Genomic DNA, 13,466 nt, shown 5'->3' on the forward strand with positions numbered 1-13,466 from the left:
GCGGCTCCGGCTCCGGCTCCGGCTCCGGCTCCGGCTCCGGCTCCGGCTCCGGCTCCGGCTCCGGCTCCGGCTCCCGCTCCGGCTCCGGCTCCGGCTCCGGCTCCGGCTCCGGCTCCGGCTCCGGCTCCCGGCTCCAGCCGTGTCTGATCTCGCCGATCTGCGAGTCCCGAGGCGCCGGCCGGGCGCGGTTGACGCCGGGTCAGCCACCGACGCATCATGGGCGAACGACCGCGTCCGGGGGGACGTACCGTGCGGCGGCTCGCGCGCCCTTTGCCCGATGAGGCCCTTGTGACTCGAACTTGCTCGACTGTCTTGATCGCGCTGGCGCTGCTGCTCGGGGCCTGTGGCTCCGACCGGGCGACCCCGCCGGCGCTCGCCACCGCGCCCGCGTCGCTGGAGCTCAACTGCCGCGACGGCGCCGACCAGGACCTCGACGGCCTGGCCGACTGCGCCGACCCCGAGTGCGCGGCCGACCCGTACTGCCTGACGTGCGGCGACGGCACGATCAACCCGCCGGAGTCGTGCGACGACGGCAACACCGTCCCGGGCGACGGCTGCAACTCGGCCTGCCGGATCGAGGCCGGGTACACCTGCCGCTTCCCGGGCGGGCCGTGCGTCGCCACGGTGTGCGAGGCCCTGCCGGTCGGCACCTCGGCGTTCCTGCGCGGCAACTACGTCGAGATCGGCCTCAACGGCAACGGCGCCTTCGGCACCTACACCGACGACGCCCCGGCCGGCTGGCACCCGCGCTCGGAGCAGGGGCCGGGCGAGATCGGCTTCGTCGCCGACCCGGCCGGGACCGACTGGACCGACTACCACGGCGACTTCTTCACGCCCGGCTCGCCCGAGGAGGGCTGGGCCATGGAGATCGGCGGCGTCGCCTACAACAACAACCGCGAGGACGGCCCGATCTTCGAGATGCCTGGCGCGCTCGGCGCCCCCGAGTGCGTCACCAACCTGTGCGGCAACCGCGACGGCGCCCGCGTGACCTGGCGCTCGGCGACCCCGGTCGCCGGCCAGGTCGACATCCAGCAGGACTACACGATCCTCGACGGCGGCGTCTTCATCCTGATCGACGTGTACCTGACCAACGTCACGGTCAACGACCTGACCGACGTCATCTACATGCGCAACGTCGACCCCGACAACGACGAGACCCGCCACAGCGACTACACGACCGACAACATCATCCTGAGCCAGCCCGACGGCCTGACCGATCTGGCGGTGGTGCGGGCCAGCCAGAGCGTCGGCGGCGTCGACAGCGCGATCTCGCTGGTGGCCCGCGACAGCCGCGCCCGCGTCACCTACGGCGGCTTCTCGAACCGCGACCCGAGCGACATCTGGGACGGCGTCGGCGAGTTCGTCCAGTCCGGCCAGCTGTTCGACGACATCGCGATCTCGATCGCGTTCAAGGTCGACATCCCGGCCGGGCAGTCGGTCGGGTTCCGGTTCGCCTACAACCTCGAGGAGACCGTCGACGACGTGCTGACCTGCGTCGAGCTCGACGCCGACGGCGACGGCGTGCCCGACACCGACGACGCCGCGCCCGACGACCCCAACGTGTGCCGCGACGTCGACGCCGACACCTGCGACGACTGCGCGGGCGGCTTCGACAACCCGTTCGGCGACGGCAGCGACTTCGACGGCGACGGCCAGTGCGACGTCAGCGATCCCGATCAGGACAACGACGGCGTCCCCAACGGCACCGACTCCAACCCGCTCGATCCGACCCGCTGCCACGACCTCGACAGCGACGGCTGCGACGACTGCGCGGTCACCGGCCCCGACGGCTCCGGCGGGTCGCCGACCAACGACGGCCCCGACGCCGACGGCGACGGCGCCTGCGACGCCGGCGACGACGACAACGACAACGACGGCGTGGCCGACGCGGCCGACGCCGCCCCGCTCGACCCGACGGTCTGCCGCGACCTCGACGGCGACGGCTGCGACGACTGCGTCAACACCGGCGCCGACGGCTCCGGCGGCGACCCCAGCGACGACGGCGTCGACTTCGAGTCCGACGGCGTCTGCGACGCCGGCGACCTCGACAGCGACAACGACGGCATCCCCGACACCGACGAGACCACGATCGGCGTCGACCCCGACGGCGATCTCGACGGCGACGGCCTCCCCAACTACGCCGACGCCACCGACCGCGGCGACGGCCTCCCCAACGACTGCGGCGACGCCGACGGCGACGGCGTCTGCGACCGGCTGCCGGTGGTGTGGGACACCGACGGCGACGGCATCCCCAACCACCACGACCTCGACAGCGACGGCGACGGCATCTCCGACGTCGACGAGAGCGGCCACGGCGTCGACGCCGATCGCGACGGCCGCGCCGACGGCGCCCCCGGGATCAACGGCATCCCGGCCTCGGCCGAGAGCAGCCCCGACAGCGGCGTCGTGCCGCGCCCGGTCGACACCGACGGCGACGGCACCCCCGACTTCCGCGACCTCGACAGCGACGGCGACGGCATCTCCGACAGCGACGAGGCCGGCGACACCACGCCCGGCACGCTGCCGGTCGACACCGACGGCGACGGCGCCCCCGACTACCGCGACCTCGACAGCGACGACGACGGCATCAGCGACGACGACGAGGCCGGCGACGCCACCGCCGAGACCCCGCCGGTCGACTCGGACCTCGACGGCATCCCCGACTTCCAGGACCCCGACTCCGACGGCGACGGCGTGCCCGACAGCCAGGAGGGCGGCGGCGCCGCCGATCCCCGTGACAGCGACGGCGACGGCGTCCCCGACTACCTCGACAGCGACAGCGACAACGACAGCGTGCCCGACACCCAGGACACCTGCGTGATCGTCCCCGATCCCAACCAGGAGGACCTCGACAACGACGGCGCCGGCGACCGCTGCGACAACGACCGCTACGGCGTCGCCGGCGGCGGCTGCGCCGCGGGCGGCGGCCACGACGCCGGGGCCGCCCTGGCGCTGTTGCCGCTCGCGCTGCTGTGGCGCCGCCGGCGGCGCCGCGGCGCGCCGGCGGCGGCCCGGGCCCCGCTGGCGCTCACGCTCGCGGCCGCGGTCGTCGTCAGCGCCTGCGGCGGCGGCGGCGACGACGCCGTCGACGCCCCCGGGCTCGACGGCACGACCGCCGACGCGGGCCCCGACGCCGCGCCCGACGCCGCGGGCCCGGTCGCCGCGATCACGATCGCCACCAGCGGCAGCGGCACCGGCGGCGTGCGCTCGAGCCCGGCCGGGATCGACTGCGGCGCCACCTGCACCGCCAGCTTCCCGATCGGGTCGCTGGTCGCGCTGATCGCCACGCCGACCTCGGACTCCGGCTTCACCGGCTGGTCGGGGCCGTGCACCGGCACCGGCCCGTGCACGTTCACCGTCACCGCCGACACCACCGTCACCGCCACCTTCGACGTCGCGACCTACCCGGTCCAGCTCACGCTGGTCGGCAACGGCAGCGGCACGATCGCGTCGACGCCGGCCGGGCTGTCGTGCCCGGGCACCTGCACCACCACGTTCACCCACGGCACGACGGTCACGCTGACGCCGACCACCAGCGCCGGCTCGAGCTTCCTGGGCTGGAGCGGCGGCGGCTGCAGCGGCACCGGCCCGTGCACGCTCACCGTCACCGCGCCGGTCAACCTGACCGCGGCGTTCGCGCGCGACCAGACGCTGGTCGTCACCCGCAGCGGCTTCGGCGCCGGCACGATCACCTCGACCCCGGCCGGCATCGCCTGCGGCGCCGACTGCATGGAGGTCTACGCCGGCAACACCACCGTCACGCTGACCGCGGTCGCCGACGCCAGCTCGATCTTCGCCGGCTGGACCGGCGGCGGCTGCGTCGGCACCGGCCCGTGCACCGTCAACGTCAACAACGCCATCCTGGTCAACGGCCAGTTCGACCCGCGCCAGTACCAGCTCCTGGTCCAGCGCGCCGGCACCGGCGCCGGCGTCGTGTCGTCGCTGCCGACCGGCATCAACTGCGGCGCCGACTGCGGCCAGGCCTACACCGCCGGCACGACGGTCACGCTGACCGCCACCCCGATCGGCCTATCGACCTTCACCGGCTGGAGCGGCGCCTGCACCGGCACCGGCCCGTGCGTCGTCACGATGAACACCACCGCCAGCGTCACGGCGACGTTCACGATCAACTCGTACCCGGTGACGATCGTCACCGGCGGCTCGGGCTCGGGCTCGGTCACCTCGACCCCGGCCGGCATCGCCTGCGGCGCCGACTGCACCGAGACCTACCCGGCCACGACGCTGGTGGCGCTGGCCGCCACCGCCGATCCCGGCTCGACCTTCGCCGGCTGGAGCGGCGGCGGCTGCGCCGGCACCAGCACCTGCATCGTCACGGTCAGCGCCGCGACCACGGTCACCGCCAACTTCGCGACCACGCCGACGACGCTGTTCGTGCTCCGCGCCGGCGGCGGCACCGGCACGGTCACGTCGAGCCCGGCCGGGATCACCTGCGGCGTCGACTGCTCGGAGTCGTACGCCAGCGGCGCGGTCGTGACGCTGACCGCGGCCACGTCCGGCGGCTCGGTGTTCACCGGCTGGAGCGGCGGCGGCTGCCTCGGCACCGGGACCTGCACGGTCACGATGACCACGGCCCAGACCGTCACCGCGACCTTCGATCTCACCAGCTACACGCTGACCGCGATCGTGACCGCGACCGGCGGCACCGGCGCGATCACCTCGGCGCCCGGCGGCATCACCTGCGGCGCCGACTGCAGCGAGGACTTCGCCACCGGCACCGCCGTCGTGCTGACGCCGGTCCCCGACGCGGTCTCGACCTTCACCGGCTGGAGCGGCGGCGGCTGCACCGGCACCGGGCCGTGCACCGTCACGATGTCCAACAACCTCACGGTCACCGGCACGTTCGGGCCCCAGCGCTACCGGCTGACCACGGTCAAGGCCGGCACCGGCGTCGGGACGGTCACGTCGGCGCCGGCCGGGATCAACTGCGGCACCGACTGCACCGAGGACTACAACGCGGGCGCGATCGTCGTCTTGACCGCGGTCGGCAACGCCACGTCGACCTTCGCCGGCTGGACCGGCGGCGGCTGCAGCGGCCTGGGCCAGTGCACCGTGACGATGGACGCGGTCACGTCGGTGACGGCCACGTTCGACGCCAACAGCTACCCGGTCAACGTGACCTTCAACCCGGCCGGCACCGGCACCGGCACCGTGACCTCGATGCCGGCCGGCATCGACTGCGGCACCGACTGCACCGAGAGCGTCCTGGCCGGCACGCCGATGGTGCTGACCGCGATCCCCGGCGCCAACTCGGTGTTCGCCGGCTGGACCGGCGCGTGCACCGGCACCGCCCTGTGCAACCTCACCGTCACCGCCGCCCGCGACGTGGTCGCGCGCTTCAACCTCGTGACCAACACCCTGACCATCGACAAGGCCGGCACCGGCACCGGCACCGTCGCGTCGAACCCGACCGGCCTCAGCTGCGGCACCACCTGCGCCAGCCAGACCGCGTCGTTCGCGTTCGGCCAGGCGGTGATCCTCAACGCCACGCCGGCCGCCAACTCGACGTTCGTCGGCTGGTCGGGCGGCGGCTGCACCGGCACCGCGCCCTGCACCACCACGGTCACCGCGGCCACCTCGGTCACCGCGACCTTCACGCTCAACTCCTACACCCTGACCGTCGTCACCGCCGGCACCAGCACCGGCACCGTGACCTCGAGCCCGGCCGGCATCGACTGCGGCGTCGACTGCAGCGAGGTCTACGTCGCGACCACGCCGGTGGTGCTGACCGCGGCGCCCGACGCCAACACCACCTTCGCCGGCTGGAGCGGCGGCGGCTGCTCGGGCACGCTGCCGACCTGCACCGTCACGATCTCGACCACGGCCACGGTGACCGCGACGTTCAACACCAACCGCTACGGCCTGACCGTGACCAAGGCCGGCCCCGGCACCGGCACCGTCTCGTCGCTGCCGACCGGCCTCAACTGCGTCGCCACCTGCGCCACCCAGACCGCGCAGTTCGATCACGGCACCGCGGTCACGCTCAACGCCAGCCCGGCCGCGAACGCGTCGTTCGCCGGCTGGAGCGGCGGCGGCTGCACCGGCACCGCGCCGTGCACGACCACGCTCACCGCGGCCACCGCGGTGACGGCGACCTTCACCCTCAACTCCTACACGCTGACCGTGATCACCGCCGGCACCAGCACCGGCACCGTGACCTCGAACCCGCCCGGCATCGCCTGCGGCGCCGACTGCACCGAGGTCTACGTCGCGACCACGCCGGTCGTGCTGACCGCGGTGCCCGACGCCAACACCACCTTCGCCGGCTGGAGCGGCGGCGGCTGCTCGGGCGCGGCGCCGACCTGCACGATCACGATCTCGACGGCGGCGACCGTGACCGCGACGTTCAACACCAACCGCTACGGCCTGACCGTGACCAAGGCCGGCCCCGGCACCGGCACCGTCTCGTCGGCGCCGACCGGCCTCAACTGCGGCACCACCTGCGCCACCCAGACCGCGCAGTACGATCACGGCACCGCGGTCACGCTCAACGCCAGCCCGGCCGCGAACGCGTCGTTCGCCGGCTGGAGCGGCGGCGGCTGCACCGGCACCGCGCCGTGCACGACCACGCTGACCGCGGCGACGACCGTGACCGCGACGTTCACGCTCAACTCGTACACGCTGACCGTGCTGACCGCCGGCACCGGCACCGGCGCCGTGACCTCGAACCCGCCGGGCATCGACTGCGGCGCCGACTGCGACGAGGTCTACGTCGCGACCACGCCGGTGACGCTGACCCAGGCGGCCGGCCCCAACTCGGTGTTCGCCGGCTGGTCGGGCTCGTGCTCGGGCACCGGCGCCTGCACCGTGACGATCGCCGCGGCCGCGACCGTGACCGCGACGTTCAACCTGGTGCCGCGCGCGCTGACCCTGACCAAGGCCGGCACCGGCGTCGGCGGGGTGACGTCGACGCCAGGCGGCATCAGCTGCGTCACCACCTGCGCCACCCAGACCGCGAACTTCGCCCACGGCACGACGGTGACGCTCGCCGCCTCGCCCAGCGCGACGTCGACGTTCACCGGCTGGGCCGGCGGCGGGTGCGCCGGCGTCGGCGCGTGCACGACGACGATGACCGCGGCCGACACGGTGACCGCGACCTTCACGCTCAACACGTACACGCTGACCGTGGCCCGGAACGGCTCGTCGACCGGCACGGTGTCGTCGAGCCCGGCCGGCATCGCCTGCGGCGCCGACTGCACCGAGGACTACCTGGCCGGCAGCGTCATCACGCTGACCGCGGCGCCCGGCCCCGACGCGGTGTTCGCGGGCTGGAGCGGCGGCGGCTGCACGGGGACGGCGCTGACGTGCAACGTCACGATCAGCACGGCGGCGACCGTGACCGCGACCTTCAACCTGGCGCTGGTCCGGCTCAACGTCCTCAAGGACGGCACCGGCGCCGGCACCGTCACGTCGAGCCCGATCGGCATCAACTGCAGCACCGACTGCCTCCAGGACTACAACATCAACACGGTCGTCACGCTCAGCGCCGCGCCGGCGGTCGGCTCGACCTTCACGGGCTGGACCGGCGGCGGCTGCAGCGGCGCCGGCACCTGCGTCGTGACGATGGGCGCGGCCACGACCGTGACCGCGACGTTCGACACCCTGACCTACGCGCTCGACGTGACCCTGGCCGGCGCCGGCACGGGCACCGTGACCTCGAGCCCGCCCGGGATCAGCTGCGGCGTCGACTGCACCGAGGCCTACAACTACAGCACGACGGTCACGCTGACCGCGGCGCCGCAGGCCGGCTCGAGCTTCGCCGGCTGGAGCGGCGGCTCGTGCAGCGGCACCGCGCTCATGTGCGTGGTGTCGATGACCGTCGCGCGCACGGTGACCGCGACGTTCAACTGACCGGGGCCCTCCGTCGGCGTCGCGCCTTGCGCTCGACGACCATCGGGGCCGCCGCCGTGGCCCGAGCTCGAAGGCGGTGAGTCACCAGAGCTTCGGCGCGACCCGCTCGACGGTGCAGCCCGAGCGCGGGCAGTAGGTGACGTCGCCGACGAAGATGTAGCCGGCGCTCGAGCCGTCGGGCCCGACGAAGCGGGTCGGGCGCGTGGCGTTGCCGCCCAGCTCGAACGCCGCGAACGGGCGGGTCATCGGCCGGCCGTCGCGATCGTGGAAGCCGGCCAGCACCATCGCGATGCACGGCCGGTCGCTGGTGTTGGCGACCTGGCCGGCGACCACCGCCCGATCGCCGTCGCGGTAGATGTGGGGCTCGGTGATCGTGACCGCGGCCGCGAACTGGGCCGCGCGCGCGCCGCGCAGCTCGACCCGCGCGGCGGTGGCCGTCGGCCGCGCGGCCCGGCCGCGATCGACCAGCGCGAACGTCCGCCGGCCGTGGGCCGGGACCCGCAGCGACTCGGGCCGCAGCGGCGCGACCTCGCGGCCGTCGCCGTCGACCAGGATGCCGCCGAGCGTGACCTCGGCGTCGACGTCGCCGAGGTTCTCGGCGTCGACCAGCGCGAAGGTCGCCTGCGACGCGAACCGATCGACGCCGACCGCGTCGGTCCGGATCGTCACGCGCGGGGAGATCGCCACGAGCGACGGATCGATCGCGCGCGCCGCGGTCGGCCGCTCGCACCCACCGGCGAGCACCGCCGCCAGCGCCAGGATCGGTCGCGCGCCCATGCCGTCAACTATGGCGCGCGCGGCCTACGCGCGCACGGCCACGGCGAACTTGAGGTAGTTGCCGTCGGCGAAGCCCGGATCGACCGGGAAGTCGACCGGCAGGCCCCGGCGATCGATGATCGTCAGCGCGGTGCCGGCCTTGAGCGCGCCGTCGGCGAGCGCCGCGTCGAACTCGCCGCTCGAGATCTTGTGCGTCGACGACGCCGCCGCCAGCAGGCCGCCGGGCTCGAGCACCGTCAGGCTCGCCGCGACCAGCTCACCGTAGTCCTTGATCGCGCTCCACGGCTTGCCGCCGCGGGCCGCCGCCGACGCGAACGCCGGCGGATCGAGCGCGATCAGGTCGAACTGCCGGCCGCGCTCGGCGAACCGCGCCAGCACCTTGAACGCGTCGCCGACGATGTGCTCGGCCTTCTCGGGGTCGAACCCCGACGCGGCGAAGTTCTTGCGCGCGCGCGCGTGCGACTTGGCGTTGACGTCGACCGCGCACACCTCGCGGGCGCCGCCGGCCTGGGCGTAGACCGAGATCGCCCCGGTGTAGCTGAACAGGTTGAGGACCCGGCGATCGCCGGCGTAGGCCCGGACCGCCCGGCGGCCCTCGCGCAGATCGGCGAACAGCCCGGTCGACAGCGGCGCGGTCACGTCGACCGAGAACCGGAGATCGTCCTCGGGGACCTCGAAGTCGACCGGCGCCACCGCGCCGCGCACGAGCTCGGCCGCGGCCTGGCGCGGCGCCTCGCCGCCCAGCGATCGGTAGCGGCGCTGCTCGTAGATCGCCTTGGCGCCCAGCTCGGCCATGAGCGTGTCGTAGATCGCGTCGCGCAGCGCCGGCGCCGCCGGGATCGCGGCCGAGAACAGCTGCGCCACCAGGTAGTCGCCGTACCGCTCGATCGCGACGCCGGGCAGGCCGTCGGACTCGCCGTTGACGATCCGGAGGCAGCCGAGCTTGTCGAGGTCGCAGAACCGGCGGCGCAGCGCGATCGCGCGCTTGACCCGGGTCGCGGCCAGGGTCGCGTCGATCGCGCGATCGTCGCGGGTCCACATCCGCACGGCGATCGTGCCGTCGCCCTCGAACAGGCCGCGGCCGACCAGCTCGCCGTCCCCATCGACGACCTCGACCACCTCGCCGGGCGCCTCGCGCAGCGGCCGCGCGCCGACGGCCTCGCGGTACACCCACGGATGCCCGAGCCGAAGATAACGCGCCACGTCGTGCGGGACGCGGATGGTGTTCCTGCGCACGATCGGCGCGCCGATCGGACGGCGCGGACGGCGAGGAGGCTGATCGGAGCGGGCCATGGGGCGCGCATCCTAGCAGGAACCCAGGACGTCCGCGGCAGGGCCACCCAATCGTGTGCGTTGGCCCATGGCACGGGCGGCCCTCCCAGCGGAACGCAGGGGTGCGACACGAAAGGCGATGTCATGAGATCGCCTGGCCCGGGCCGACGTTTTTGCCTTTACAGACCCACGGCCCGATCGCGTAGAGTCGGGCCCTTCGGAGCCTACATGGTCACCCATACACCTTCCCGCGCGCTGCGTCCCACGGCCCCGCGCATGGCCGTCCTCCTGACCGTCCGGTTCGGCGAGTTCCTGCGTGACCAGATGCTGCTCTCGGAGGAGCAGTGGCTGGCCGCGCTGGCCTGCCACTGGAGCGCCGAGCCGCGCCAGCGGTTCGGCGACACCGTGGCCTCGCTCGGGTTCCTGTCGGCGGAGATCATCGAGCGCGCGGCGGCCGAGTTCCACGACGGCCTCGACGTGATCGAGGTGGGGGCGCCCCGGCGTCCCCGCGCGACCGCGTGATCGCACCTGATCTCAGCGACACACCGCGCTACAATTAATAGGACGAGGGCTCCCTCGTTCTGCGACCGACTCCCGCCCCAGACGTATCGGCTCAGCGCCGGCCCGGAGGAACGATGGCCACGACCAGCGACGACAAGCACGGATCGAACGGACACAGCAGCAATGGCTCGCGCGGCAAGCGGCGCTCGTCGCTGATGCAGGCGGCGGTTGCGCTCCCGACGGTCGAGTCGTCGCTCGAGGACTTCATCGCCCGCGCCAACTCGACCATGCTCGACGTCGACGGCTGGGAGGCGCAGGCCCAGGCCGAGCGCGAGCGCCTCGCCAAGGAGGCCCAGTCGGTCGAGGACACCAAGGTCCGCCAGCTCGAGGAGTCGCTCCGCGCTGAGGCCGCGACCCAGCGCGCCAAGCTCGAGCGCCGGATCGGTGACCTCGAGGCCGAGCTGACCGAGGTGTCGTCAAAGCGCGCCGAGCTCGAGGCCAAGGTCGCCGTGCTCGGCTCCAACCAGGCGATGACCGCCGCCGTCAGCGAGCTCGAGGGCAAGCTGGCCGCCGCCGAGGCCCGGGCCAAGGCCGCCGAGGACAAGGCCCGCACGGCCGAGGACAAGACCCGGGCCGCCGAGGCCAAGGCCGCCGAGGCCAAGGTCTCGGTCGCGCCGACCCCGGCCGCGGCCCCGAGCACCGCCGCCAGCGCGCGCGAGCTCGCCGCCGCCGAGGAGCGCGCCCGCGTCGCCGAGGGCAAGGCGACCAAGGCCATCGCCGCCGCGCGCGCCGCGGCCGCCGGCCTGACCGTGTCGACCGCCGATCTCGACAAGATCGAGGCCGGCCTCGGCGTCGCGCCGCCGCCGCGCGCGGTCGCCGCGGTCGATCGCGACGTCGCCCCGGCGCCCGCCAAGGGCGTGCCGATCGCGGCGGTCGCCGGCGCCTTCGGCGGTGGCATCGCGGCCGTGTTGATCGGCCTCAAGCTGTTCGGCGGCGGCAGCGCCGCCAAGCCCGCCCAGCCGCCGGCGCCCGCGCCGGTCACCGCGCCGAGCGCGGCGGCCGTGGTGCCCCCGACGCCCGCCGCCGCGCCGGTGGTCACGCCGGTCCCGCCGACGCCCGACACCGAGCTGACGGCGGCGCCGCCGCCCGCCCCGATCCCCGCCGTCGAGCCCGCGCCGCCCGCCGTCGAGCCCGCGCCGCCCGTCGTCGAGCCCGCGCCGCCCGCCGTCGAGCCCGCGCCGCCGGTCGGCACCGCCGCGCCGCCCGTCGTCGAGCCCGCGCCGCCCGCCGTCGAGCCCGCGCCGCCGGTCGCGACCAAGCCCGCCGCGACCAAGCCCGCCGCGACCAAACCCGCCGCGACCAAGCCGGTCGCGACCAAGCCCGCTGCGACCAAGCCCGCCGCGACCAAGCCCGCCGCGACCAAGCCCGCGGGCATCGTGGATCCGTTCGGCGCACCTGCCGCCGCGAAGCCCGCCACGAAGCCGGCGACCAAGCCTGCCGCTCCCAAGAAGCCGAAGAAGCCCGCGTCTGGGATCGTCGATCCCTTCGCGAGCTGAGCGGCCCGCGGCGCGTGGCGGCCACGCGATTTTCTCCTACATCTGCTGGTAGCTCAGGGGCTCCGCCGTGTTAAGAGCGGAGCGCCTGTAGGCTCGGAGGCCCCGTGACGATCATCGGTCGACTTCTCTCCATCGCTGCGCTCGCCCTGCTGCTCATCGGCAGCGGCGCGCCCGACGTCCTCGCGCAGCCGACGCCGCCCGCCGGCGACAAGGCCGAGCCCGCGCCGCCCACGCCGGCCCAGCTCGAGCAGGCCAAGGCGGCCTTCATCGAGGGCAAGACGCTGTTCGACGCCAAGAAGTTCGACCTCGCGGTCGAGAAGTTCAAGGAGTCGTACCGGCTGTCGCGCAACCCGCTGCTCCTCTACAACGTGGCGTTCACGTTCGATCAGCTCGGCCAGAAGGACCTCGCGCACTTCTACTACGCCAAGTTCCTCGCCGACGCCCCGGCCGACGCGGCCCAGCGACCCGAGGCCGCCGCCCGCGCCAAGGTGCTCGAGAAGGAGCTCGGCAAGGAGCCGCCGCCCGATACCAACCCGCCCGATGGTGGTGGCGGCACCGACGTGCCCCCGCCCGACGGCGGCACCAAGCCGCCGCGGCCCAAGAAGCCGCCGAGCGAGTACACCGCCGAGGAGTTCCAGCACCAGATCGTCGAGGACGCCCCGCCCGGGCGCCCGCTCGACCTGACCGCGTTCGTGCCCGAGGAGGCCGGCTGGATCGTGACGATGTTCTACCGCGGTGGCGGTGACGCCAAGTTCACCTCGGTGCAGATGAAGCCCCGCTACAACGAGCTGGTCGGGCGCATCCCGGCCGGCGTCATGGCGGGCAGCTCGGTGCAGTACTACATCGAGGTCCGCAACGCCCAGGGCGACATGATCACCCGCCTCGGTCGCCCCGCGAGCCCGAACATCGTCTACCTCGATCCCAAGGCGCGGCCGCGCTACTACCCCGATCTCACCGACGAGCGCGACTGGGTCGATCCCGGCGGCGGCGGCGGCGGTGGTGGTGGTGGTGGCGGCGGCGGCGGTTCGAGCTACGTGCCCGGCGGCTACTTCGACGCCGGCTCGACCAAGTTCAAGCGGGCCAAGTGGATCGCCACCGGCACCGCGGTCGGCATGCTGGGCGTGTCGCTGACGTTCTACCTGCTCGCCGCGGACATGTCCGCGACCCTCGAGTCCGAGGCCGCGCTGTCCAACAGCACGAGCCGCTGCAGCGGCCAGCCCAAGCCGTGCCGCTCGTTCAACAGCGAGCGCCAGGCGATCCAGACCGCCGGCGAGCGCAACGAGCTCGTCAGCCGCATCAGCTTCGGCGTCGGCCTGGCCTTCACCGGCCTGGCCGGCTACCTCTGGTACAAGGAGATCGCGCGTGGTGAGCGGCCCGCCGATCGCACCGCCGCGGCCAAGGCCGGCCTCGGCTCGCTGATCGCCGCTCCGGTGGTCGACTCCGACTTCGTCGGTGGCGCCGCCATGGTCCGTTTCTGATGCGTCATCTCGC

General features: G+C 74.0%; 6 protein-coding genes. 4 read left to right on the forward strand and 2 right to left on the reverse strand.

Features of this window, described 5'->3' with window-relative positions; translation table 11 throughout:
* Nucleotides 1–288 precede the first annotated feature (288 nt).
* Nucleotides 289–7,869: a hypothetical protein gene (locus IPL61_14630; GenBank protein ID MBK9032522.1), complete on the forward strand. Its 7,581-nt coding sequence runs from the start codon at nt 289–291 to the stop codon at nt 7,867–7,869.
* An 81-nt stretch (nt 7,870–7,950) separates the two neighbouring features.
* Here IPL61_14630 and IPL61_14635 read toward each other — a convergent pair whose 3' ends face one another.
* The gene (locus tag IPL61_14635) at nt 7,951–8,646 is read right to left on the reverse strand and encodes a hypothetical protein (protein MBK9032523.1); all 696 of its coding nucleotides are present in this window, start codon (nt 8,644–8,646) and stop codon (nt 7,951–7,953) included.
* Nucleotides 8,647–8,670: 24 nt separating this feature from the next.
* Entirely contained in the window at nt 8,671–9,816 is a 1,146-nt protein-coding gene (locus IPL61_14640) for a class I SAM-dependent rRNA methyltransferase (protein ID MBK9032524.1), read from the reverse strand.
* 378 nt (nt 9,817–10,194) lie between these two features.
* Here IPL61_14640 and IPL61_14645 point away from each other — a divergent pair, with 378 nt between their 5' ends.
* The 3 genes from IPL61_14645 (at nt 10,195) to IPL61_14655 (ending at nt 13,453) form a co-directional block, all read left to right on the forward strand.
* Entirely contained in the window at nt 10,195–10,440 is a 246-nt protein-coding gene (locus tag IPL61_14645) for a hypothetical protein (protein MBK9032525.1), read from the forward strand.
* 194 nt (nt 10,441–10,634) lie between these two features.
* The gene (locus tag IPL61_14650; GenBank protein MBK9032526.1) at nt 10,635–11,975 is read left to right on the forward strand and encodes a hypothetical protein; all 1,341 of its coding nucleotides are present in this window, start codon (nt 10,635–10,637) and stop codon (nt 11,973–11,975) included.
* 104 nt (nt 11,976–12,079) lie between these two features.
* Nucleotides 12,080–13,453, forward strand: a complete 1,374-nt coding sequence (locus IPL61_14655) for a tetratricopeptide repeat protein (GenBank protein ID MBK9032527.1) — start codon at nt 12,080–12,082, stop codon at nt 13,451–13,453.
* Nucleotides 13,454–13,466: the final 13 nt, after the last annotated feature.

Source organism: Myxococcales bacterium (assembly GCA_016717005.1).
Taxonomy (GTDB): Bacteria; Myxococcota_A; Polyangia; order Haliangiales; family Haliangiaceae; genus UBA2376.